Raw genomic sequence first — 25377 nt, forward strand, 5'->3', positions numbered from 1 at the left:
TAAATCCCTTTTCAAGAACATGCAGCTTTGTTTCCATTGGAAACAACTAATTTATTTGATATACTCGCTACATATTCAGTATTATCAGATCAAACAAGAAATTAACTACACAATCCAACCACAAATGAAACTTTACTCAATACCCCTTAAAAACAAACTCATCACTCTCCTATTCCTATTTACTGGAATTTTGCAATTATCTGCGCAAAACGATTTCACAATGGAATCTATCAGAGCTTATCCTTTTCCGGGAGGATTAACTTCATCGGCAGATGGAAATAAAATTGCATGGGTGTTTAACAAAGAAGGACTTCGCAATATTTATGTAGCAGAAGCACCAGATTTTAAAGCAAAAAAACTAACTAATTATTCAGCAGACGACGGACAAGATTTAACCAGTGTATCTGTTTCTGCTGATGGCAAATGGGTAGTTTATCTTCGTGGTGGTGAGCACGGCTCAAACTGGGACGATGAAGTAACCATCAACCCTCATTCATTACCAGAAACGCCAAAAGTTGAAATGTGGAGTATTCCTTTTGCTGGTGGAGAACCTATATTATTAGGTAATGGCGCTGGCCCTGTAATTTCACCTACGAGTGATAAAGTGGCTTATGTAAAAGACAAGCAAATCTGGGTAACTCCAATAAATGAGAGCGAAAAAGGAGAAAAAATATTTAGCATGAGAGGCTCAAACAGTTCTCCTGTTTGGTCGCCAGATGGAAATAAATTAGCTTTTGTTTCTAGCAGAGGAGACAGAGCATTTATAGGAATTTACGAAAGTCCAGAAAAAGGAATTGTTTGGGCAGGTCCAGACTTCGACAGAGACTTCTCTCCACGTTGGTCACCAGATAGCAAAAAGCTTGTATTTGTGAGAAGACCCGGTGGCGGAGGCGAACCAGAAACAGCAGTAGATTTACATCATTCAGCATGGAAAATTATGTTATATGATACCGAATCTGATAAAACTAAAATGCTTTGGGAAGCACCTAAAACGCTAGCAGGTTCATTACCAAGAACACATGGCGGAACCAACTTACATTGGGCAGGTGGCAGAATCGTTTTCCTTTCTTACCACGATGGCTGGCCTCATTTATATTCTATGACGGAAGCCGGTGGCGAACCTTTATTGCTAACTCCGGGAGACTTTATGGCAGAATACATCTCGCTAAGTCCTGATGGAAAAACATTGGTTTTCTCTGGAAACACTGGTCCAGATGAGCATGATATTGACAGAAGACACATTGTAAAAGTCTCTGTTGATAAAGCCGATATGAAAGTAATTACTCCGGGTGCTGGTAACGAATGGGCGCCACTGGTTGTAGATGGTGGAAAATCTGTAATTTGCATTGCCGCAACAGCACAACTTCCTCCTTTGCCTGCTATTCTCCCTGCAAATGGCGGAACTATTAAAAGATTGGCAGAAGAAGAAGTAAATGCAGATTTTCCGACTAAACATCTGGTCACACCTGAGCAAGTTATCTTTAAATCTGATGATGGATTGTCTATCCACGGAACAGTTTTCAACAATAAAAAAATTAAAGGAAAGAAACCTGCCATTGTATACATCCACGGTGGACCTCCACGCCAAATGTTATTAGGCTGGCACTATTCATCTTACTACACCAATGCTTATGCTGTAAACCAATATTTGGCAAATCAAGGTTTTATTGTACTTTCTGTAAACTACAGATTGGGCATCGGTTACGGTTACGATTTCCATTACCCACCTCATACAGGCCCTAGAGGTGGAGAGGAATACAAAGACGTTGTTGCTGCTGGTGAATGGTTAGCAGAACAAGAAGAAGTTGACCCTCAAAAAATCGGTGTGTATGGAGGTTCTTATGGTGGTTACTTAACTGCTATGGCACTTGGCCGCGATTCAAGATTATTCTCAGTAGGAGTTGATATTCACGGAGTTCACGATAGAACCATCAACAGAACTAGTGATGTCTTATATCCAGATTCATATGAAAGGGCATCTGACGCAGAATATGCGGTAGATGTTGCTTGGAAATCTTCTCCAATTGCTTATGTAGATGGCTGGACTTCTCCTGTACTCATTATTCATGGTGATGATGACCGAAATGTGCCATTTAGCCAAAGTACAGATTTAGTACAACGATTGAGAAAGAAAGGTGTACCTATGGAAACTTTGGTGATTGTTGATGATTCTCACCACTTTATGATCCACAGTAATCAGTTAAAAGTTAATAATGCAACAGTTGAGTATTTGCTCAAGCATTTAAAGAAATAAATTCACTTTTAGAGTAAGAAATATCCAGTTTATTAGCTGAGTATTTCTTACTCAATTTTTCTGGTTAACAAACAGATGGATTTAATTATCAGGCTTTTTATTCAAGAAAATCTCCAATTCTCAATAGAATCAAATCGAAATTGATTTAATTTGAGCATTCTCATTAACAACAGCAAACATCCTGAAAGAGGCGCAAATATGAAAATAAAATTCCTTACACTTCATCTATTCCTTATCTGCACTTTTATTTTGAGCTGTAGCAAGCAGCAAGAAATTAAAGAAGAAAAAAAGGTAGAGAATTACACTGATCTGGTTTACCCTTGGTTAGATAGTTCAAATTCTAGATGGTTCTTTTTTAATACAGCCACCAGACCTTTCGGTATGGTTAACCTAAGCCCCGATACAGATTTAAAAGGAGCTTGGGGAAGTGGTTACCATTACAGCAGCGATACCATAAGAGGTTTTAGTCATGTACATGCTTGGCAACTTGCAGGGGTTTCTGTAATGCCTGTAATGGATAAAGACCTATCTAATACCAAAGATTACTATTCACCCTACTCGCACGACAACGAAATTGTAAAACCCGGTTACCACAAAATCAATTTACAAAGAGACGATATTGACGTAGAGCTTACTTCTACTTTAAGAGTGGGTTTTCATAAATATATTTTCAAGAAAGAAGGCAAAAAACAATTAGTGCTAAATATGGGAGGTCAATTAGGACCTTCAAAAATATCTTATGGAGAAGTTAAATCTGTAGATAAAAATACCATTTCGGGTCAGGTGGTAAATGCGCCAACCATTAGAAGACCATACGCCACACCTATCTTTTTCGCTATTCAATTTGATAAAGACATTACTGGTTTAGATAGCTGGGTAGAAGACAAAAGCTTTGAAAATACCAAAGAAGTAAAGGGAGCAGAATCTGGTATTTTGGTTTCTTTAGCAGATGGAGAAAGTGAAGTATTGATGAAAGTCGGTATTTCTTATGTGAGTAGTGAACAAGCATTGTTAAACATCAATGAAGAACTCAATCACTGGGATTTTGAGAAAGTGGTATCAGCTTCTTTCGACGAATGGAATGAACATTTAGGAAGAATTGCTGTAGAAGGAGGAACTGACGAAGAACGCAGAAGATTTTATACAGATTTATGGCATGCGCTGCAAGGTCGTAGAACGATAAGCGATGCCAATGGAAAATATGCTGATTTTACTTCGGGTGAATTAAAAGTGAAGCAAATTCCGCTTGATGAAAACGGCAAACCAAAATTTAGACATTTCAATTCCGATTCTTTCTGGGGTGCACAATGGACCATTAATACTTTATGGCACTTGGTTTATCCTGAAGTTACCGAAGAGTTTGTAAATTCACTTTTACAATATTACAAAGATGGCGGACTCATACCTCGTGGCCCATCTGGCGGTAATTACACTTATGTAATGACCGGTGCTTCTGCCACTCCGTTTATCGTAAGTGCTTACCAAAAAGGCATTAAAGGTTTTGATATCAACTTAGCTTACGAGGGTTTGAAAAAAGACCATATGTCTGGTGGAATTATGGCAAAAGCAGGTTATGAGCACAAGACTTCAAAAGGTGGTGGCTTAGATTATTATATAGACAAAGGTTATGTGCCTTGGCCAATTCCAGAAGGTGAGTTTGGATTTCACCAAGATGGTCCAAGTTTAACCATGGAATATGCTTACCAAGATTGGACTTTAGCACAACTCGCCAAAGCCCTGAACAAAGAAAAAGATTACAAATATTTTCTAAAAAGGTCTGAAAACTATAAGAATATTTATGATGCCACCACTGGTTGGGCGCGACCAAAAGATGTAAGCGGAAAATGGAAAACTCCTTACGACCCATACGAATATGCCGTGGCATTTAACGAATCTAATGGAGCTCAAGCCACTTGGTTTGTTCCACAAGACCTCGATGGATTAGCAAAATTAATGGGTGGTAAAGAAGCTGCCATTAAAAAATTAAATGAGCAATTTGAAGAAGCCTCAAAACTAGGTTTTACTTCTGGAACTTCTCATGCACAAGAAACCCACGAAGAGTATAAAAGAATTCCGATTAATTACGGAAACCAACCTTCTATACAGACTGCTTTTGTTTTCCATAAGTTGGGCAGACCAGATTTAACGCAGTATTGGTCGAGACAAGTGGTTAACAAAGTTTATACGGGTTTAAGCCCAGACTTTGGTTACAATGGCGACGAAGACCAAGGTTTGATGGGATCATTATCTGTTTTACTTAAAACTGGCATCTTCCAAATGACTGGTGGTACAGAAGCGAATCCGGTTTATGAGATTGGCAGCCCGATTTTCGAAGAGATCAACATCAAACTTAATCCAGATTATTACTCAGGAGGTACATTCACCATCAAAACCATTAATAACTCTGCTGATAATGTATATGTGAAAAAAGCCAGTTTTAAAGAACAAGAACTCACAGAGTTGCTACTTAAACACAGCGACATTACCAATGGTGGAGAACTCATTTTAGAAATGGGTGCGAAAGAAGAGAATTAAGATACAATTTATATTTGGTATGATATATTAAAGGAAAGTGCACAACTAGTGCACTTTTTTTGATGATTGCAAAAGCTATCGAATGAGTTTGAATGAATAAATTTTATGCTAATTGAATAAGCTATGAATAAAATCTACAAAATTTTTTTACTATTTCTAATTTTAACTGCATGTGAGCAAGAAGAGATAGAAATAAAAAAGACAAATATTACTAAAGAACAACATGCAAAAAAAAGTACTGGAAGTAATGTATTATATTTCGTCGGAGATCAGCAAATTACTAGAGAGGAAATTGATGATTTAGATTTTGATAAAATTGAAACAGTGGAGGTAATAAAAGACAAAGATAAAATTCGTAAGTATACTCCTAAAGACTATGATGGAATAGTAATATTACACATGAAAAAAGAAGATAATTAAATACTAATAAAAAGTACTAAACTTATATTCCTACTTCTATTAATTGTAACTCTTCATTGTAGTTGTAAAACCAAATCTGAAGTAATTGAAGAGCGTCTTAAATAGTTTCAAGAAAAAATGGATATCAATTCTACCAATTTTGTACCCAAAGATTTATTAATTAAAATTATGACTGACTGACATAATTCTCCTTACAAACCAAACTTTACCCATGCTTTGGTAGTAAGTTTTAATAAACTAACCAGCTTAAATTTAACTGAACATGAATAAAATTCAATCACCACAAAACCTACAATTAATTATTTCTGCCAGTATTGTAATTATTGTTGGGCTAGCTTATGGTATTATCCCAAATACAACTTTACCATTTCTCTTCAACATCGAAATACATAGTATTGAACTTCAAAATATATTTAGAGCCATGATGGATTTGTATTTAGCAATGGGATTATTTCTGATACTTGGTGCTAAGTATTCAAAATATTGGCGAGTTGCTACTTTAATAAGTGTCATGTTTACGGCTGGTCTAGCTGTCGGTAGAATTATAAGTACACTTTTCGATGGATTTTCACCCTTTTTTACTTTAGCTTTAGTTGTAGAATTAGCTTTAATGATTTGGGGTATTTTCAATCTAAAAAGCCAGAAGTACTCAAATGTATGAGGAGGTTTTCATTTCTTTAAATAACAAAGCCACTACCTACCCATACTCCTAAAAATTTGATTATAATTGCATGTTTCCAAATACCAAATCAACATGACTTCTATTTTCAAAAAAACTGCTTTAAAATCATCTATTTCTCTCATTTTCGCTGTATTATTAATCACTTCTTGCGAAACACAAACCGCTAAAAAAGACATTCAAGTGAGCTCGCCAGATAAAAATGTGCAAGCTACTATTGATGTGAAAAATGGTTTGCAATATGCTGTCGTATTTAATAATGATACCATAATAGAACAATCAGCCATTGATCTCGATTTGAAAGAGTTCGGTACTTTAAGCAATTTTGAAGTAGTAAATTCAACTACAAACACTGTAGATGATACTTGGAGTCGTGTTTGGGGAAAAAGAAAAAAGGTTAAAAACAATTACAACGAGTTACACATACAATTAAAAGAGCAAGCAAGCTCGATTTTAGTCGATCTGTATGTACGTGCTTATAATGATGGTATTGGAATAAGATATGGTTTTCCTGAACAAGAAAAAATGAAGTCTTTTGAACTTGCTAAGGAAAAAACACAATTCAAATTTACTGAAGATCATACAGTTTGGAGAGCCGATTACCAAACTTATAAATCTTCTCAAGAAACAGAGTTTTTAAATGCAAAACTATCTGATATAAAGCCTAGTCAACTGATAGGCATGCCGCTTTTAGTACAGGCAAAAGATAAAGCTTATGCAGTCATCACAGAAGCAAACTTAACAGATTGGTCTGGTGCTTTTCTAAGAAGTACCGACTCACTGAAAAATACAATGGTAACGGAGTTGGCTCCCCTACCCAACGACACTTTAATTGCAGTAAAAAGAAATACGCCTGCTGTATCTCCTTGGCGAGTGGTGATGCTGGCTGAAAATCCGGGAGAATTGGTAGAATCAGACATCATCCAAAATTTAAATGATCCGATTGCTATAGAAGATGCTTCTTGGATACAACCCGGAGTTTCTGCTTGGGATTGGTGGTGGAGCAATAAATATGCACCAAGTGCTAATTTTGAGCTGGGTCCCAATCAGGAAACCATGAAATATTTTATTGATTTTGCTGCTGAAATGGGCTGGGAATACCAAATTGTAGACTGGCAATGGTATGGCGAGCCTTTCGACGAAACTGGCGGAAGATCAAATCCAAATGTAGATATTACAACTCCTATAGAGGGTATTAACATAGAAGAACTGGTGAAATATGCTAATTCCAAAAATGTGAAAATCATTGTTTGGGGACATTGGGAATCACTCAAAAATCAATTGGATGAAGCACTTGCTACTTACGAAAAGTGGGGAGTTTCAGGTATTAAGATAGACTTTATGGACAGGCAAGACCAAGAAATGGTAAACTACTATCACACTGTGGTAAAGAAAGCTGCTGAGCACCATTTGGTTGTCGATTTCCATGGAGCTTATAAACCAACTGGTTTTAGCCGAACTTATCCAAACTTAATCACTCGTGAGGGTGTAATGGGCAACGAATACTCTAAATGGAGCGATCGTGTAACCCCTGAGCATAATGTAACATTGCCATTCACGCGCGGACTTTTAGGCGAAATGGACTACACACCAGTGGCATTCCGCAATGTTACTCCCGAAAATTTTGTGCTTGAAAGTGATGCCGCAGACCACTCTCCTATGGTACAATCCACCAGATGCCATCAGTTGGCGATGCCTGTGGTTTACGAAAGTGCTTTTGGCGTTTTCTGCGATTCTCCAGATAATTATCGCAAGGGAATTGGACTAGAGTTTTTACAAGCCGTGCCTACCACTTGGGACGAAAGCAAAGTGTTAAATGCAGCCGTTGGCGATTATATTACAGTCGCTCGAAAATCTGGAGACACTTGGTTTATCGGCAGTATGACGGATGCTACCGAACGTGAGCTCAATATAGATTTATCTTTCTTAGAAGATGGAAACTATAAGGTAATTCTTTTCCAAGATGATGAAGATGCAAACGAGTATCCAGACCATGCTGTGAGAAAAGTGTTAACTGTGAAAAACACAGATCAATTAAATGTTAAACTAGCCCAAGGAGGTGGGTTCGCAGCTATTTTGAAGAAGATGTAAATTGCGAGAAATTGGTATTTAAAATTTGAGATTGAGTACTTTTTATTAAGTGAGTCAAATGTATTAAATTAGTTGCATAACCATTTAGGTAATGCTCTGATTATTATTAAAACTACAATTAATGCGACTTGCAAAAATACTCTGGAGCTTAGGCTCCGTACTCATCAATTTTACAATCATCATATACATTTTTCTTATTAGCAAAGCACCTGTAGACTTAGTTGAAAGGCAAATCTACATCAATGAGAACTGGAATACCTTTAGCACACATTGGAAGGCCGAGTTCCTTTTTATGGCGATGATAACCGTTGGTGCTTTTTATTTTGCCAATATTTTTAAAAGTGCAAGTTGGTCAATTATCACTATTGGGCAATTGATTTTATTAGCAATGTATCCTATTATGCTAGGTGGATATAGAAACACAACTCCCGAAATATTTTCGATGAGTAACCAAATGGCCATAGTGATTTTTGTATTCGGAAATATCATTTTCTTAGCTGGTCTTTTACATCTGTATTTCTCCGATAACTATTTAAAAAAGTGGCTAAAATTATCAGCTATTGCACTAGCTAGCATAGCACTCATTGCTTTTTCAGCATCGTTTATTGGTTTAATAGACTGGAAACAAGCGCTAAAAATAGGTCCATTAGTAAATATCCTTTATCTCATAAATGCATATTATGGTTTAAAACTAAAGATGGGGTAAGAAACATTAAATAAGTAAATATGAACTTAGAACAGAATAAAAAAAATGCGATTGCTTTTTATAAAACTGCATACGAAGGCAATCCGAGATTGGCTGTTGAGCAATACGTCGGAAATCAATATATCCAACATAATCCTGATGTAGCAGATGGCACTAAAGGTTTTATCGATTACTTTGAAAGGATGCAAAACGAATATCCAAACAAGTCTATTGAATTTGTACGTTGCATCGCTGAAGGAGATTTAGTAGCGCTTCATACGCATCAAACTTGGCCTGGAAATGATGAATACATTACGATGGATTTTTTTAGGTTTGATGTAGATGGTAAAATCTACGAGCACTGGGATTCAATACAACAAATTCCCAAACACTCACAAAATCCAAACAAGATATATTGAGGAAATGAACTACATAAGTTTTTTAATACAATCCTTAACATTGTAAATCCCTTACGATCTAGGTAATTACCATTGCTTAAAATATAAAAAACCAATTGTAATGGGAATTGATCAAATAAAGAAAGCATTTATACAACATAATTTAGCAGACATTTGGGAAGATGTTAAATATTTAACAACAAAGCAGAAGAAAAACATCATTTAAGATATAAGCTATAACTGGCAGCACAACAAATATTTGATATCGATTACACACATCAAAATGGAAAAAAATAAATCCATTAATCATTCAAATACAGTTAATTTTTGATTAGATTTTTTCATGATTATACATAATTATTTTAAGACATATGCGTTTTAAAGTCTCAAAAGGCTATGTTTCTGTAAATAAACTAACAAACTAAAAACTAGAGATTAAAATCATGATTGAATTAAAAGAAGTTATTGAACGTGATATCAAGATATTTGAAGCAAAAGCATTAGATTATAAACAAGAAATTGAAAGTAACAAACAACCTGAACATACTGATTACTTTAAGGGGAAAGCCGATGCATACGAATATGCTGCTGAAAAACTTAGAAAAGCTTTGTCGTGGTATTTTGCATAACAACGCGATTGATTTTATCCTAATGAATTTAAAAATGGGTTTAAGTAGGGTAAACTCATTTTTAAATTTTAATACTCGCAATAAATACTAACTCAGCCAAATTTTAAAAGATTAAATTCCAAAAAACACTTCTCAGCTTAATCTCTATCTTTAAGCTCAACTTCATTATCAATATGGATATAACATTACTTAAAGAGAATGAATACGGCAAAACCTATCAAGCTGATGGTTTCAAAATACTTTATCGGAACAAAGGAACTACTATCGGAGACAATGATATAAATGCAGAGGAATTAATTTACATAATTACCGGCTCAGCCGAAATTACATTGAGAGATAAAACTTGGAAGGTAGATGCACCAGCCAAAATAGAATTTCCGGCTAAAACTTACCATAAAATTGAAGCATTAACTGATATCAGCTTTATCCTTTATGTGTGTTAATTTGACATAAACGAGGTCCCTATTTTTTTGAATATATATTAAACTACTGCAATTAAATGCTTAACTGGAAACTAGAAAATAACTTCGACTTTAATGGCAGAACGATTAAATGGGATACTAAAGGTGATGGTGCTCCAATTGTAGTGGTGCATGGTACCCCTTGGTCTTCTTTAAACCTCCAACATTTAATAAATGGGCTAGCTGATCAGTACAAAGTTTTTTACTTTGATTTATTGGGCTATGGTCAATCCGATAAGTCTGACGGAGATGTTTCTTTAGGCATACAAAATGAAGTTTTAACAAAACTTATTCAATATTGGCAACTCGATAAGCCTATTGTAATTGGCCATGACTTTGGTGGAACCACAGTTTTAAGAACACATCTTTTAAATAAGGTTGAGTATAAAAAATTGATTGTTATAGACCCTGTGGCTATTTCTCCTTGGGGTTCACCGTTTTTCAATCATGTAAATAAACATGAGGCTGCTTTTTCTGGAATGCCCGATTACATACATGAAGCTGTGGTAGAAACATATATCAAAACTGCAGCATTTAAAGCATTAGACCAAACCACAATCGAGGGAATTTTAGAACCTTGGAAAGGGGCATATGGCAAACCCGCCTTTTACAGACAAATCGCCCAAGCAGATGCTAGATTTACTGATGAAATTCAAGATAAATATAGTTCTATATGCACTCCTACGCTAATATTATGGGGTGAAGAAGATACTTGGATTCCACTAGATAAAGGTAAGAAACTACACAAACTCATCCCCAAAAGTGAAATGCAGATAATTCCAAATAGCGGACATCTAGTTATTGAAGAAGAGCCACTTAAACTGGTAGAAAAGATCAAAAAATTTATAGGTAAGTCTTAAAAAAAACAGAAATCATAATATGTCTACTTGGACGGCAATCTATATTAATAATTCTGATCAGGATAAAGTTATTAAGAAATTAAAGCAACTAACAAATATTGACAATGAGATAACTGGGGAATTTCCTGATAATTTCCATAATCGTTATTTACTAGATATTAAAAGTAACCCAAGCTTTTTAGTAATAGGTAAAACTCAAGATGATTGGATAACTATTCGACACAATAGTTTTAGTAAACTGGTAAAATGGGGTAAAGAAATTTCAGATGATTTAGCAAGCAAAGTAATAGTTACTGCAGCTCAAAGTGTTTCTAGCGCATATTATTTCGCATTGTATGATAATGGTGAAAAAATTAGAGAAATTGAAGTCTGTTATAGTACAGACGATGAAATAATTGACTTCGGAAATCATTTTGATTTCGAAAACGAAGCTCCAGGTTTAATCTATAAAAGAGATGAAAAAATATCTTATATTTTTGATTTTGAAAGTATAGAAGAATATTGCATCCATTTTGGCTTGAAAATACAGACCGATTACAATGACTATAAATGGACAATTCTTAAAAGCAAATACAAGCAACTTACAATGGTTGATTATGTAAAACATATGCATAAAAAAAATAAGAAATCACCATGGTGGAAATTTTGGTAAAGTATTAATTTGGAGGGAAGACATGACTGGAACGTGCCCGCTGTATTGGCTGAGTCTTGGTTAAATGATTTGGATGCACAAATATTCAACACTGCTGTGATTAAGCTTTTAGATTAGTTTAAGTAAGATATTTAGTAAATTTCTTATTCCGGATTTATTCTATAACCAGTAAATTCTCTCGCGAAAATTATTTACTACAGAATTTAAAATAAATATGAGATATGAAAAGTGAGAGTAAATTAATTTTAATTATTTATGCGAGCATCCTATTTATTTTACCTGCGTGTAAACATGAGTTTGTATTAAATAAACAAGATTATAAACTCTCTGAAAGTATTATTTTGATTGATACAATTGACATTCAAAACCCAGCAGTTATTTCTTATAAAAAGAAGGGTGGTGTACTTGGTTATTGTATTTCTCTTGATGATTTTGACGAAAATAATATGTTTAAATATCTAGATGGTGAGCGATTAATTCCAGAAATTGATGCTTGTTGCAAATTTCATGATCCATACATGAGAGGTCAGTATGACATAAATGAATATGAAGACAAACCTAGTTACTTCGTAATTGCAAAAGTGAAAAAGGAGTTTTATTTAGATGAAAAATCTGGAATGCATAACAACTTGAGAAAATCGTTCAAAAATAGAGAAAAATGGCTAATGGTTGCTATTCCTTTTTGTGGTTGTAAATGAAGCATTAGTATAAAAGTGGATTCTACGATCTAAATAACGATGCTATATTCTTTGTAGAAGAAGAATAAAATTAGATTGAGTTCTGATATTTTTTTAATCAAATAGATTTGTAATATGAAAATCGTAATCAGACAAGAAATTTCAGAAGACCACAAAGCAGTTTTTGAGCTAATAGAAAAAGCTTTTAAAGATGAAGCTTATAGTGACCATACAGAGCAATTTCTTGTTGAGCGATTGAGAAAGTCGAAAGCTTTTGTACCTGCATTATCTATCCTCACAGAAGTTGATAATAAAATAGTTGGCCATATTCTACTTACTAAAGTAAAAATCAAAAATGGAGATGAGGAATTTGATTCTCTAGCATTGGCACCAGTTTCTGTATTGCCAGATTACCAAAGAAAAGGGGTTGGAAAAAAGCTAATAGAACAAGCTCACCAAAAAGCAAAAGAGCTAGGCTTTCAATCTGTTTTAGTACTCGGTCACGAAGAATACTATCCGAAGTTTGGTTACCAACAAGCCAATAATTTTGGTATTAAATTCCCCTTCGATGTACCTGCAAAAAACTGTATGGCAATAGAGCTAATTCAAAACGGATTGAGCGGAGTAAGTGGAACAGTTGAATATCCTGTGGAGTTTTCGAGTTAATAATCCTTGCTCTTATATTCAGATGAAAAAATACCTCAAACTTTACTTCTTTATTCTCCTATTAATTACATTTTCCTGCTCTAAAACTCAATCAGTAAGCCATGATCCAGATTACGAATTAATGGTAGAAATTGAATTATCAATCTGTGAAGATCAAGTTTTCTTAGCAGATTCAATTTATAAGTACTACGATGTAGAATACATTAGCTTAGGAAGGTTAAAGGATAAATTTATTGATACGGCAAACGAAGAAAACTTTATAGATGGGAAACATTATATTCAAGTAAATGATGTTCTTATTAGTCCTAGTTGGATAACAGATTACATATTTGATGTGTATTCTCCACACGATATTGAAAAGCCTATTGCATTAATTCTCAACATCGATAAAACCACTCCTAATGGAATTTTAAAAGCTTTTTTCAAGCAAATCGATGATACAAAATCTCTCAAAGCCATTTTTATTTCTTGCTTAAATAAAAATGAAAAAGAAGTTTTTACCCAATACAATATTGAGCACAAAATGGAATTTTGAATATAGCTTTATTACTTTTATTTATTCCCCTCCTTCTATCTTTTTAGATTACAGGAGGGGAATTTTTTTGCCTTATCGCTGATAGTAAAAAACAATCGAAGCTTTTTCAATAGTATTGGTTGTAAGGTTAAAACCTACCAAAGCCGGGCTTGCGTTTTTATCTACTCCTAATTTGTCTGTTTTAAGCGCATACACTGTTACAATGTATTGGTGAGGGCCATGACCTTCTGGCGGGCAAGGTCCACCATAACCATAAGCACCATAATCTGTAATACTTTGAATAGCATTTTTCGGAGCAAGTTGAGCCTCAATACTTCCTGCATTTTTCTTTAGGCTTTTTACATCTGCCGGAACGTCGAACATTACCCAGTGCCACCAGCCACTACCAGTCGGTGCATCTGGATCGTACATAGTAATTGCAAAACTTTTGGTGCCGTCGGGTACATTTTCCCAACTTAAGGCTGGAGAGCTATTGTCGCCTGTACAACCAAATCCATTAAATACATTTTCGCTACTGGCTTGTCCGCCTACACTGGTACTTTTTAGTGTAAAAGTTTGCGCTTGACTTATGATAAATGTTGCTAAAATCGCAATGAACGTGAACGTGATTTTTTTCATTATTTCTGAGTTTGTTTTACATGGCAAATATCCGAACTCAGACTGAATTGATTGTTACGCTATCGGTTCAATAAGTTACGCTACTAGCCCTATTTTCCACCTGAAACAACTTTGGAGAGGTTCCGAAATACTTTTTGAACTCATTGCTAAAGCTAGAAAGGTTTTTATAACCCAGTTCAAAATACACTTCGCTGGGTCTTCTATCTTGCAAAAGTAGTTTTTTTGCCTTCTTCATTTTAGACTCTGTAATGTATTTACCTGGTGAATTTTCAAACACATCATTAAACTTTCTCTTAAAGCTAGACAGACTCATATTACACAAAAAAGCCAATTCTTCTACAGTTAAACCTTCGTCTATATGTTGTAAAACAGTGCTCTTAAATTCGTGGTTATCATTCTCGTTAAGCGCATTTTGTATAAATGGAGTAATTTGCTGAGGATATTTCTTTAACAAGAAAAGCATAATTTCATCGAACTTCACCTTTAATAATTGCTCATCTTTTCGCAGCTTTTCATCTTCAAGAATTTTAAAAGAATTCTCATAGTTTTGCACAAAGTCATCCTTCTCAATTACCAACATGTAATCTGATTCAATATCAGATCCATCTTTATTTAATGAAACATGATACCTCAAGCAGAAATCTAACAAAGTCGCATTAGAAAAAAACAAAAGGATACTTTTATACCAATTGTTTTCTAAGAGTTTCTCTGTCATTAAAGATGTTCCCTTGCGAATGAGCAAGAATTTGTCTTTGCCGATCTTGGTATAGGAGGTTTTAACATAAGCCTCTTTTTCCCCTTCTAACAACAAACTGAAAACGTTTCTAGAGAAAACAACTCTGTTTTTTACTGAACTCTGATTCGTAGCATAGAAATGTAAAAAAATCTCTTGGCTTTCATCTATAAAATCGTCAGGTAGGTTGAATATCTTTTTAGACATAAGATCAAATTTTGAAACTTTCTCTATAGCAAAACTAGTCTTTGTTCCTTAAAACAAAATAAAAATTAAAAATCGCCAGAAATTTTTATTTATTTAATCCGCCCAAATTATAGTTTCTCTACTTTAAACTTTGTTGAGTTTTCGTAGATCAAACTAGCCATTATAAATGGTCCCGTTCCTTTGCCATCGTTCGAGCGTTTTTTCTCATTGATGTAGTATTCATAAGTGCCATCTCTCACCGGATTATCTGCTGGACCTAAACCTGCACCTGCGCAACAATCGATCAACTCAACTTCTCCATCAGGATGTTTTACAATCAAGTTTTTAACAATTCCCTCATAAGCCAATTTTGCTACGGGAATTTTATCATCACCTAAATAACCTTTATCAACTCCTTTTAACAAGCCATAGGCAAACATAGCAGAACAAGTCGCTTCTAGGTAATTTCCTTCTCGCGCTCCTTGATCTAATACCTGATACCACAAACCTGTTTTCTCATCTTGCCATTTAATAATGGTATTGGTTAAATCGATAAACTGATCTAATATCACTTGTCTCTTAGGATGCTCTGCCGGAAAATAATCTAATACATCTACCAAAGCCATGTAATACCAACCAACTCCCCTGCCCCAAAAATTTTTAGATAAACCCGTTTCTTTATCTGCCCAATAAACAGATTTGCTTGCATCCCAACCGTGATAATACCAACCAGTTTCACTATCTCTCGCATGCTCATTAAGCAATTCAAATTGATGTGCTATATCATTAAAAACGGAATCGCTGCCATAAGTAACCGCATATTCAGCATAGAAAGGCGCACTCATATAAATACCATCTAACCACATTTGATTCGGGTAAATCTGCTTATGCCAGAAGCCGCCTTCCGGAGTTCTTGGCTGTACTTCCAATTGATGATAGAACGTATCCATCACTTTTTTGTAGCGTTCGTCCCCTGTTTCTTTGTAAAGGCTAAATAGTATCTTACCAGAATTGATATTGTCCAGATTGTAACTAGATTTCTTATAAGTGATAATCTCACCATTATTATTTATGAGCGAATCTGCATAGCCTTTTGCATAATCGAAGTATTTCTGCTCTTTGGTTTTCTCCCAAACATCAAGAATAGAAAGACAAACCAATCCATTTACATAAGACCATCTTGGGTCTGGTTGAAAGTCGATCATCCAAGCATGTGGGTTTCTCTTCATTTCTGAATCTGCCATAGCTTGAGACAAGGGTATTTCTTCTGGTTCTGAAACCGTTTGCTGTTTAGAATTACAACTTAATAATAACTGAGCTAAAATGATTAGAATGAGAAGTGAGTTGGTTATTTTCATATTTTACTAATTTGGTAGTGATACAGAGAAAGCTATTTTCTGATAAACCCAATTTAGTAAGAAAAGCAAAAGACTCCATTTTTTAGCATATTAAATTACTAGTTTGTTTACTTCGTGTCGCCAAAGTATATTCAATTTTCTCTTTTTGTTCATATCAAATCAAAATGCGCACTAAAATTATTAAGTATCTTTCCAACTTCTTATTCAACCGAATTTTCAATAGACAAAAAAAGCAGTTAATGTTCTGGTACGAAGACGAAGTTAAAAGGCTTGAAGCGCTCAAAACTACTTTAGAAAATAAAGAGACAGTTGTATTTTACGGCAGTTCATCTGTGCGAATGTGGGATACTTTAGAGGAAGATTTTCCAGAAACCAACTTGGTGAATTTCGGTTTTGGTGGCTCTACATTGGCTGCTTGCGCTTGGTATTTTAAAAGAATTATGGAAGGTGTAAAGCCTAAGTCTATTATCATTTATGCAGGAGATAACGATTTGGGCGATGGTAGACATCCCGAAGAAGTTTTTAACTCATTTAAGCTTTTGGTCTATCTTATAAGAGAGCAGTATGGTAATATTCCCATCGGATTTATTTCTATAAAACCAAGTATACAAAGGTGGAATATTATTGATCAAATTAACTACACGAACGAGGTAATTAAAAAGGAAATAGGCAAGCTCGACGATCAAGTATTTTACATTGATATTTGCGCTAAAATGCTTAAAAATAACTATCCAGATCATAAATTCTTCCAAGAAGATGGTCTGCACATAAGCCCAGTAGGCTATAAAATCTGGAAGGAAACATTACTGGCCTATTCTTCAAAATTACTTTAAACTGGCTTAATACTTTGATCATTTAAAATCCCTAATTTTTGTGCATCAAACTCAACTTCGATGCACAAGGAATATCACAAGTGGTTTAGCCAACATTTAAAGCGAGATATGGAACTGATGGTTTATGGCCATTCAGGAGCTCGCGTACTTTTTTTCCCAACCCGAACGGCAAGGTTTTACGATTACGAAAACTGGGGAGTAATTGGCGCTTTAAGAGAACCTATTGAAAATGGATGGCTGCAAGTTTACTGTGTAGATAGCATCGATCAAGAAAGTTTTTATTGTTTTTGGGCGCATCCGAGTGGGAGAATTAATCGCCATTTGCAATACGAAAAATATATAATTGATGAAGTTTTACCGCTCTCTCGTGAGAAGAATAATAATTACTTTATGATGTCTGTCGGTTGTAGTTTGGGAGCTTATCATGCTATAAACATTGCCTTTAAATATCCACAGTATTTCGGGAAGGCAGTGGGAATGAGCGGCAGATACGATCTCACTTGCAACATGGGTGTTTTTGCAGATTTGCTACATGGTTATCGAGATGAACAAGTTTATTTGAGTATGCCGAGCCAGTATATTCCTAACCTAAACGATCACCAAATTTTAAATGAATTAAGGAGAATGGATATCGTTTTTGCTATTGGGCAAGATGATGCTTTTATAGATAACAATAAGCATTTGAGCCATCATTTATGGCAAAAAGGAATACATCACGATTTCCATGTTTGGGAGGGTGAAGCCCACAAAGCCAGATTCTGGCGCGAAATGGTGCAGTGGTATTTGTGATATAAACTTAAAAACAATGACCTCTTAATCCTATATCTAAACTGAATGGGCAATCGAATGTAATATAAAAATCTCCATTGTTAGTATAGTGTCCTTTTAAATCCCAATCAAAACCGGAGGGCCTTTTAACTACACCTGAAATTTGACCATCCGATATTTCAAGCTCTAAATTTATATCGACTTTGAGTAATTGTCTCCTTATTGTAAAATTGTTACTAGAATCTTCTTCTACTAACCAATCAAAACCATTTTTATCGACATTACCTTCAAGCTTCTGATCAATTTTCTTTTCTAAGTTCAGGCTATTTTCAGAAAAAAATAAATCCATTTTAGCTTCAATCATCTCATCACTAATCATCCCCTCAATTTTACTATCTGGATAAAAACTTTTGATAACTTCACAATCAAATTGACTATTAGCAGAAATTTTGTTGGCTACCAACGAGGCAGTTATAATTGCTAATCCATTTTTTTCTCTCCCATACCTAGACCCTTTGTATGAAAATGGTATATCAGCATATTCTATAATTGGAATGTTGTATATGAAAAAACATATAAAACACAGAAAAAAAATTGAGCTACTAATACTTTTAATTCGAACTTTGAAATTCATTTTAACTCTTTAACCTTTCCCCTTCTCTATCTCCTCGATTATTTGGGGAATTAACTCATGAATTTCTACGAAGTCTTTGTCTGTTTTGATTTCATTAAAATCGTGGGTGTGGTACTCATTTGAAAAGATAACTCCACATTCTTTTAAAATAGCCACACAAGCTTGCTTGTCTCTTAGTTTTAAAGCCGTTTTTGCTAAACCATAAAAAGGCTGGGTATAAAAGTTATTGGCTAATGCTTTTGAGGCTTCATACAACTTTTGAACTTCTAACAATGTGTTTTTGCTCGAAAAACCTTCGAACAAGCGGGCATATTCAAACAGAAAATCAGCATGATTCAGATTTAACTGAAAATCATCTAGCTCCTTTTGAGAGGTTTCATAAATCTGCAATCCTTGGTTAAATAAATCTAAAGCCTTTTTACTATCACCATCCTCTAAAGAAATATAAGCCATCATCTTTAAAGAATTGCTCGCATAAAGCGGATTGCTCCAAGTTTTACTATTAATCGCCAAGGCTTTTTTATAGTAATTTAGAGATACTTTATAGTAATAAAAACTATGTTCCTTTTCTGCCAACCTTACAAATAAATGGCCTGCACTGGTTAAAAAATGTTCGCTTTCCGAATATATATCGATGATGTTTTCCATCACCATTCTGATCTCCAACCAAATTCTTTCTACCACTTCAAAAGATAATCTACTCGTAGTCGTGTTTGAGTAATCTACCCATTGGGTAATTCTATGCAAAGTATCAGCCCAATGATAATAAATCATTGGCTCGGCATCTGTATACTGCTGAATTGAATTTCTAAAAGCATTGATTAATTGGTGGTGATACAGTTCGCTATTTTTTATTTGCAAAGCCAAAATTTCGTAGGCAGTGTTTAAAAATGCCGAAATACTTGATCCATTAAAGCCGAAAAAACTGTATTGATTTTCTGCCTTTCTTTCCAGATGTATAGCTTCAACTAACAAATCGCATATTTCCTGCATCGATCCTGCTTTGTATGTATTTGTTAGTTGGCAATGTTCGAAGATGCTTTTTGCCAGATTGATCTGCACATCCACATCTTCATTCCCATGCTCAATTTGCTTTCTAAAATGAGCCGTACTCAATTTATTAAACTTGATTTTATTTTCAGGTTTTTCACTAGTGGAAGAAAGCATTTCATACACATGCCCTTTGTAGTAATCTAATTCATCAAACTCAGCATCGAGTACTTTTACTTTTTCTAGCCAGTCTATTAATTCCCAAATCCAGTCAATGTCGTTAAACTTGCCACACATATAATCATACTGGCACTGTGCAAAGTTTGAAAGATAACCTTCTGCCAAAATCTTCTTTTCCTCCTCAGTCCCATTCACAGACAATTTATCATACAATTGATCCAGTGCAAATGTATTCTCCTCATCTACATATTTCTCTATCAGGTCTTTTAATGTTTGCATTGGTTGTTTTAGCTTTAATTTGGCTGTTTAACTTTCACTATAATATTCAACAAGAATCTTATTGTTATCTCTCCATCTTATCCATCCTTTTTTAATTATATTTTTATCAATACAATGAGATGGTGTATAAATTTCAATCCATTCACCTTTCATTGATTTCACCTGAAAACAATCTTCCCCTTCATACTCTATTTCTTGTGAATTGAAAGATGGAGACTCCCATATCGATTGTTTTTCGGTAGAAAGTCTTGCAATACTAAACATTGATTTTAAATATTCTTCCCATGTGTTAAATATTAGGATATCCTGTTTCTTTATCCAATAAGTTTGACCTGAATCTTGGTTTACTAAAACTTCAAACCAATCATTACTATCAGAAATACATCTAAAAACAAATGAATAATAATTTAACCATAAGACTTCTGGTCTAAGCCATTGCTGATGTACTTTCAAGTCTCTGATATTCCAACTTTGAATTTTTTCATCATTAAAAAACTCAATCCTTTTAATAGGATTAACATCACCTTTATTCTCGTAGAAATTTAATACAGTTTTATCATCAAAATCTACTTTTACCAAACCAATACCGATACTAGTTTCAACCTTGTTGAAGGTTAATAGAAAAGATAGCAGATATAAAAAATAAAATTTCACTAAGACACTATTTACTTAATCGATAAATCGTTTTCTTTAGCTATTATATTGAATGCAATTCTAATTAAAACAACTATATTAAGGTATAATAATTCATCTAAAATCTCACTTATATTCTTCTTTTAAGCTTAAGATGTATGCTTCATTTTCTTGATAAAAATCGATTAAATTGCCGACATTTTCTGCATTTTTACCAAAGCTAAATAACATTTGTGGTTTACTACCTCTATCTAGATTACATACGCTATTTATATAAATTTTACTTCCTTCAAATAAAATTGTAATCATTTCATTTCCAGAAGTTCGTACATCATTGGCTGCACTGTTAATCGCTTCAATCTTATTTTGTTCTTCTAATCTAATTTCCCATTTCAATGAATTTATAGCTCCTATTAGTGCCGTATATGAATCAGTAGAATTCAGTTTAGTATCTAAAACTTTAAAGTATAATATATTATACTGATTCCACCACATACCAAAAAATAGAATCAATAGAAAAAAATACCAAAATGAATCCATAGTAAATTCTATTGCATCAATGTATAAAAGTGAAATTGTATATGGTGTAATTATAATACCCAATATGAGTAAGCCTCCATAATGTTTCCACCACATCCTTTTAGAAAGTTTTAATCGCTTCAATCCTAATTAGTTTTGTTAAACACTATAGTTATAAAGAAATTAAACCTCAAATATTAATTTTCGAAATGGAGAAATCAATTATAATGAATAACCTCTTCCGAATATACTCTCTCAATTTCTCCTAGACTGTTAAAAACAAAGTAAAAAATTGTTGAACTGCCGTACCAATCGGTTTCATCGTAATTGTTGCAAAAACCTTTAAATTCTGCGGCTAATGTATTCTTATAAATATCTGAGAAGAATACCTGAAATCCATCTTTCTTTTCAGATAATAATGGTTTTAATGCTTCTGTAATACTGGCCTTTTCTTTCATCTGGTAAGCAGACCAAGCTACATCTAAAGAATCTGTTATATGATTGACTAATTCACATTGGCGAGTCCCCATTCGCAAAGCTTGCCAGCAATTTTTATCCAAATTATAATTTTGCTTTACAAAATCAGACATTGGAAAACCTCTATTAATTGAAATAAACTTATTGGCAACTTGAAGCTCTGAGTCGTATTTATGTTTTTTGCCTCCTTTAATATGCGAACTACAATTCCTAATAAATGAATCTATCACTGGATATTCTGCTTTTAGAACCGAATCGTTGAGATAGTTATACGCCTTCTGGTACATTTCAATTTCACTAACTTGAGCTGAAGCAGACAATGTTGACAATATAAAAAGTGAAAACAGGCAAGTTAAATGTTTCATAGAAATACCAGATTTATTCCGACAATGCTTTAATTGCTTCCTCCTGACTAGAAACAAAATTGATTCGCTTAAACTTATTACTTTCGTAAATAAAATCTTGAAGGCTTTTGCTGCTAAACTTCGAAAAATCTCCCACAATCGCCAAAAATCCATCGTAAGTAGAAAACTTCTGCAAAATCTCTCCCGCGATTCTTGTCTTTAAATCGAAAAAAGCTGCATCTAACTGCTCTGCTAAAATAATTACTTTGTTTGTTCCTGAATACTGGCAATTCATTAGCAATTCAGCAGCTTCTTGCGGCCCATTTATTTTGTAATCATTACCTTCTAAAACCCCTATTTTATCTGTATCAGTTTCTATGTATTTTATGTTCATTTTTACACTAGGTTTAAAGACGTTCTAACTCTGGTATTAGCATCTCGCTCAATGCCGTCAACTTAAGTCATTATAGCGCTTTTTTCTTATTAAGATGAAACTTTCTCCTACTTCTTTTAAACTTATGTCTTTTGAAGGAGCGATTGGGTACTATAGCATTTTTATTTCTTTTTATCTGCTCTTTGAGTTGACTCAATCGGTAAGCTATATCTTTTTGAGTAAACAATAGCTTAATCAGTTCTCCCCTTAATATACCTGTAGCTGTTACCTTGTTTATTTGATAGTGATATTTATTACCTTTTTTTCCTTTTAGTGCATCAAGTTCTTGCTGTGCTTCTGTTATTAATAGTTGGATTAAATTACATGCAGAAAATCCAGGAATGACATTTAAGTTAGATGGAAACCCTGTATTGTACAATAATAGAAGATCTGCAGTTAAAGTAGAAGCCCAAGATATTAAAACAGATGGTGGTCCTAGTAAAACATATAATAATTGGGGGCATACTAGCTTATTAGATAATTAATGATCTTTTTGGTAAAAGACAAAAATCTTAATATTAGTGGAAAATTTATCATCTCAAATAGAAAAAATCCCTGCATTACAAGACGAGTACTTTTTTGTAAACTCTGATAACTTAACAGAGAACATACGTTATATTAATGATAATCAAATAACATATGTTGCTTTAAATGAGTCAAAAGGTTTTTCATCAAATGATTTAACTTTCTTAAAGGAAATTCCTAATATTAAGAAACTTGAAATGGGTGGGTGTTACGATGTAGGTTTTGAAGGATTGGAATATGCATTGAATTTAGAGTCACTCTCTTTTAATGCTTTGAAAAATCAGCCAGTAGATTTATCTCCATTAAATAAACTAAAAGAGTTAGATTTTACTTTTCATAAAAAAATTGAAGGCCTTGAATATTTAGTTGAACTAAAAAAGCTTCAAGTTAGAAAAGCAAGTTCTCCATTTTTAGATAAAAAATATTTTCTACATTATTCTAATCTATCAAGTTTAACTTTAGTTTATTCGACTTTTACCAATCAGGGTAGTTTTTTAGATGTATTGTCCAATGTAAAATACTTAGAGTTTTATAGTTGTAAAAGTCTTAATTTAGAATACTTTAAAAATTTTGCAGAAACCCTTGAAGAATTGAAGATTAGAAAGTGCAAGAATATAAAGTCAATTGAGTTATTGACAATGTTCAAAAATCTAAAAACACTTCAATTTACTAATACTATGCCATTGGCAAACTCTCAATTTGTAGATGAATTACCCAATCTAGAAATATTAACAGTTTTTGGTTCGTCCAGTTTTATTAATGGAAATATTGAGAATTTAAAAGGTAAATTAAAGCATGTTGGTATTGATAATAAAAAACATTACTCCTTAAAAAAGGATGATTTTAAAAATGTGCTTTGACATTGTAACGGGTCGAAGTATACTGCCAAGAACTAAAAAATCGTCACCACTCTGGTATTAGCATCTCGCTCAATGCCGTCAACTTAAGCATAAAAAAGATTGTTATAATTAAGTAATCGGTTTAAAAGATGGAAACATATGCTACTTTTTTTTTGAGCTACTTAAATCTGAACTTTTTAGTGTTGACTTTCAAAAGCAACATAGTATGAAGTCACAAGATTTTATTCGGAAACGACTATTGGGATTCTCACAGATAGCTGCTATTTTAATCAATCGGGTTGTAAAGAACCTCAGTATTGAAGTGAGTAATTTCTTTAACGCTATTGGTAGTTATTCGGTTTGCAGTAAACAAGCTTTCAGTAAAGCCCGCAAAAAGTTGAAGTATACTGCCTTTATAGCCCTGAATGGTAAGTATGTACAGGGATTTTATCAAACATCTTTGGTCAGCCTCTATCAAAACACTTATTATGTTTTTGCTGTGGATGGAAGTCTATGCCAACTTCCAACCTCACCGGCTATAGTAAAACATTTTGGCCTTTGGAAGAATCATACTGATACAGGTATGCCCATGGGTAGGTCTTGTGTAGTATATGATGTACTCAATCATGTAGTAATTCAAGGAGCATTAGCGAGTAATTCAGAAAGTGAGCAAGACTTATTTCGAGGCATTTATCACCAAATTTCTGAGTGCCTGCCTCAGCTCAGTCCCAAAGTTATTTGGCTTATGGATAGAGCTTATCCATCTTATGACCTATGTAAAACCATAGACATAAACGGTGGTACTTTCCTGATTCGTTGCAAGCGAAATTTTTGTAAAGAGGTAGCGCAATTTGCAGCTTCTGATAAACTAGAAGATCGGGTGATTTTATCAGCAAAGGTTTGGTACACAAAAAAAGGTGTGAAAAAAGAAAGCATACATACTCAACCTTTAGCCATAAGAGTTGTAAAAATTCCACTTCCTGGAGGTGAAATAGAATATTTGATGACCAATCTTGAGCTACCTGCCACAGAGCTTAAAATACTTTATGGTATGCGCTGGGGAATAGAAACTTATTATGATTACTTAAAGCATACCCTAGAATTGGAAAACTTTTCCAGCAAGACTGCAGAAGGCATATTGCAAGATTATCATGCCAGTTTACTTACCAGTAATTTAATCCAACTATTAATTACAGAAGCACAGCAAGAACTTGATGCACTAAAAGGAAAAAAAGGTAATAAATATCACTATCAAATAAACAAGGTAGCAGCTACAGGTATATTAAGGGGAGAACTGATTAAGCTATTGTTTACTCAAAAAGATATAGCTTACCGATTGAGTCAACTCAAAGAGCAGATAAAAAGAAATAAAAATGCTGTAGTACCCAATCGCTCCTTCAAAAGACATAAGTTTAAAAGAAGTAGGAGAAAGTTTCATCCTAATAAGAAAAAAGCGCTATGATGACTTAAGTTGACGGCATTGAGC

The 25377-nt window shown here is 34.0% G+C and carries 28 protein-coding genes; 19 read left to right on the forward strand and 9 right to left on the reverse strand.

Going from position 1 to position 25377, the window contains the following annotated elements; all coding sequences use genetic code 11:
• Positions 1–124 precede the first annotated feature (124 nt).
• The 14 genes from OQ292_RS27205 (at position 125) to OQ292_RS27270 (ending at position 13542) form a co-directional block, all read left to right on the forward strand.
• Complete coding sequence (locus OQ292_RS27205) at positions 125–2254, forward strand: S9 family peptidase (RefSeq protein ID WP_284687244.1); 2130 nt, start codon at positions 125–127, stop codon at positions 2252–2254.
• Between the two features lie 198 nt (positions 2255–2452).
• Positions 2453–4789 (forward strand): GH92 family glycosyl hydrolase, encoded by a 2337-nt coding sequence (locus OQ292_RS27210; protein WP_284687245.1) that lies wholly within the window; start codon positions 2453–2455, stop codon positions 4787–4789.
• 123 nt (positions 4790–4912) lie between these two features.
• Positions 4913–5209, forward strand: a complete 297-nt coding sequence (locus OQ292_RS27215) for a hypothetical protein (protein ID WP_284687246.1) — start codon at positions 4913–4915, stop codon at positions 5207–5209.
• Positions 5210–5471: 262 nt separating this feature from the next.
• The gene (locus tag OQ292_RS27220; RefSeq protein ID WP_284687247.1) at positions 5472–5870 is read left to right on the forward strand and encodes a DUF4345 domain-containing protein; all 399 of its coding nucleotides are present in this window, start codon (positions 5472–5474) and stop codon (positions 5868–5870) included.
• Positions 5871–5963: 93 nt separating this feature from the next.
• Positions 5964–7979 (forward strand): glycoside hydrolase family 97 protein, encoded by a 2016-nt coding sequence (locus OQ292_RS27225; RefSeq protein ID WP_284687248.1) that lies wholly within the window; start codon positions 5964–5966, stop codon positions 7977–7979.
• Positions 7980–8100: 121 nt separating this feature from the next.
• Positions 8101–8685, forward strand: coding sequence for a hypothetical protein (locus tag OQ292_RS27230; RefSeq protein WP_284687249.1), 585 nt, complete (start codon positions 8101–8103; stop codon positions 8683–8685).
• Between the two features lie 20 nt (positions 8686–8705).
• Positions 8706–9083, forward strand: a complete 378-nt coding sequence (locus tag OQ292_RS27235; protein ID WP_284687250.1) for a nuclear transport factor 2 family protein — start codon at positions 8706–8708, stop codon at positions 9081–9083.
• A gap of 422 nt (positions 9084–9505) precedes the next feature.
• Entirely contained in the window at positions 9506–9691 is a 186-nt protein-coding gene (locus tag OQ292_RS27240; RefSeq protein ID WP_284687251.1) for a hypothetical protein, read from the forward strand.
• A 173-nt stretch (positions 9692–9864) separates the two neighbouring features.
• The gene (locus OQ292_RS27245) at positions 9865–10134 is read left to right on the forward strand and encodes a cupin domain-containing protein (RefSeq protein WP_284687252.1); all 270 of its coding nucleotides are present in this window, start codon (positions 9865–9867) and stop codon (positions 10132–10134) included.
• Between the two features lie 56 nt (positions 10135–10190).
• Positions 10191–11012: an alpha/beta fold hydrolase gene (locus OQ292_RS27250; protein ID WP_284687253.1), complete on the forward strand. Its 822-nt coding sequence runs from the start codon at positions 10191–10193 to the stop codon at positions 11010–11012.
• Between the two features lie 19 nt (positions 11013–11031).
• Entirely contained in the window at positions 11032–11664 is a 633-nt protein-coding gene (locus OQ292_RS27255) for a hypothetical protein (RefSeq protein WP_284687254.1), read from the forward strand.
• A gap of 221 nt (positions 11665–11885) precedes the next feature.
• Complete coding sequence (locus tag OQ292_RS27260) at positions 11886–12362, forward strand: hypothetical protein (RefSeq protein WP_284687255.1); 477 nt, start codon at positions 11886–11888, stop codon at positions 12360–12362.
• A gap of 114 nt (positions 12363–12476) precedes the next feature.
• Positions 12477–13007 carry a GNAT family N-acetyltransferase gene (locus tag OQ292_RS27265; protein WP_284687256.1) on the forward strand — a complete coding sequence of 177 codons (531 nt, stop codon included), beginning with the start codon at positions 12477–12479 and terminating at the stop codon, positions 13005–13007.
• Between the two features lie 22 nt (positions 13008–13029).
• The gene (locus OQ292_RS27270) at positions 13030–13542 is read left to right on the forward strand and encodes a hypothetical protein (RefSeq protein WP_284687257.1); all 513 of its coding nucleotides are present in this window, start codon (positions 13030–13032) and stop codon (positions 13540–13542) included.
• A gap of 72 nt (positions 13543–13614) precedes the next feature.
• On the opposite strand, the gene OQ292_RS27275 is transcribed toward OQ292_RS27270, so the two are convergent.
• From OQ292_RS27275 to OQ292_RS27285, 3 genes are all read right to left on the reverse strand, one after another.
• A complete protein-coding gene (locus OQ292_RS27275) occupies positions 13615–14160 on the reverse strand; it encodes a YbhB/YbcL family Raf kinase inhibitor-like protein (RefSeq protein WP_284687258.1) in 546 nt (181 codons plus the stop codon).
• Between the two features lie 67 nt (positions 14161–14227).
• Complete coding sequence (locus tag OQ292_RS27280; RefSeq protein ID WP_284687259.1) at positions 14228–15100, reverse strand: helix-turn-helix domain-containing protein; 873 nt, start codon at positions 15098–15100, stop codon at positions 14228–14230.
• A gap of 107 nt (positions 15101–15207) precedes the next feature.
• The gene (locus OQ292_RS27285; protein WP_284687260.1) at positions 15208–16437 is read right to left on the reverse strand and encodes a glycoside hydrolase family 88/105 protein; all 1230 of its coding nucleotides are present in this window, start codon (positions 16435–16437) and stop codon (positions 15208–15210) included.
• Positions 16438–16601: 164 nt separating this feature from the next.
• On the opposite strand from OQ292_RS27285, the gene OQ292_RS27290 reads away from it, so the two are divergent.
• Positions 16602–17270 carry a GDSL-type esterase/lipase family protein gene (locus OQ292_RS27290; RefSeq protein ID WP_284687261.1) on the forward strand — a complete coding sequence of 223 codons (669 nt, stop codon included), beginning with the start codon at positions 16602–16604 and terminating at the stop codon, positions 17268–17270.
• A gap of 60 nt (positions 17271–17330) precedes the next feature.
• Entirely contained in the window at positions 17331–18059 is a 729-nt protein-coding gene (locus OQ292_RS27295; protein ID WP_284687262.1) for an esterase family protein, read from the forward strand.
• Positions 18060–18066: 7 nt separating this feature from the next.
• On the opposite strand, the gene OQ292_RS27300 is transcribed toward OQ292_RS27295, so the two are convergent.
• From OQ292_RS27300 to OQ292_RS27325, 6 genes are all read right to left on the reverse strand, one after another.
• Positions 18067–18672, reverse strand: coding sequence for a hypothetical protein (locus tag OQ292_RS27300; RefSeq protein WP_284687263.1), 606 nt, complete (start codon positions 18670–18672; stop codon positions 18067–18069).
• Between the two features lie 9 nt (positions 18673–18681).
• Positions 18682–20121: a tetratricopeptide repeat protein gene (locus tag OQ292_RS27305; RefSeq protein WP_284687264.1), complete on the reverse strand. Its 1440-nt coding sequence runs from the start codon at positions 20119–20121 to the stop codon at positions 18682–18684.
• A 27-nt stretch (positions 20122–20148) separates the two neighbouring features.
• Positions 20149–20775 (reverse strand): hypothetical protein, encoded by a 627-nt coding sequence (locus tag OQ292_RS27310; RefSeq protein WP_284687265.1) that lies wholly within the window; start codon positions 20773–20775, stop codon positions 20149–20151.
• A gap of 105 nt (positions 20776–20880) precedes the next feature.
• Complete coding sequence (locus OQ292_RS27315) at positions 20881–21417, reverse strand: hypothetical protein (RefSeq protein ID WP_284687266.1); 537 nt, start codon at positions 21415–21417, stop codon at positions 20881–20883.
• 74 nt (positions 21418–21491) lie between these two features.
• Entirely contained in the window at positions 21492–22115 is a 624-nt protein-coding gene (locus OQ292_RS27320) for a hypothetical protein (RefSeq protein ID WP_284687267.1), read from the reverse strand.
• 13 nt (positions 22116–22128) lie between these two features.
• On the reverse strand, positions 22129–22488 hold the full coding sequence (locus OQ292_RS27325; protein WP_284687268.1) for a DUF4180 domain-containing protein: 360 nt from the start codon (positions 22486–22488) through the stop codon (positions 22129–22131).
• Positions 22489–22868: 380 nt separating this feature from the next.
• On the opposite strand from OQ292_RS27325, the gene OQ292_RS27330 reads away from it, so the two are divergent.
• The 3 genes from OQ292_RS27330 (at position 22869) to OQ292_RS27340 (ending at position 25353) form a co-directional block, all read left to right on the forward strand.
• Positions 22869–23012 (forward strand): hypothetical protein, encoded by a 144-nt coding sequence (locus tag OQ292_RS27330; protein WP_284687269.1) that lies wholly within the window; start codon positions 22869–22871, stop codon positions 23010–23012.
• 36 nt (positions 23013–23048) lie between these two features.
• Entirely contained in the window at positions 23049–23912 is an 864-nt protein-coding gene (locus tag OQ292_RS27335) for a hypothetical protein (RefSeq protein WP_284687270.1), read from the forward strand.
• 136 nt (positions 23913–24048) lie between these two features.
• Positions 24049–25353, forward strand: coding sequence for an IS4 family transposase (locus tag OQ292_RS27340; RefSeq protein ID WP_284686026.1), 1305 nt, complete (start codon positions 24049–24051; stop codon positions 25351–25353).
• Positions 25354–25377 lie beyond the last annotated feature (24 nt).

Source organism: Chondrinema litorale, from assembly GCF_026250525.1.
GTDB lineage: Bacteria > Bacteroidota > Bacteroidia > Cytophagales > Flammeovirgaceae > Chondrinema > Chondrinema litorale.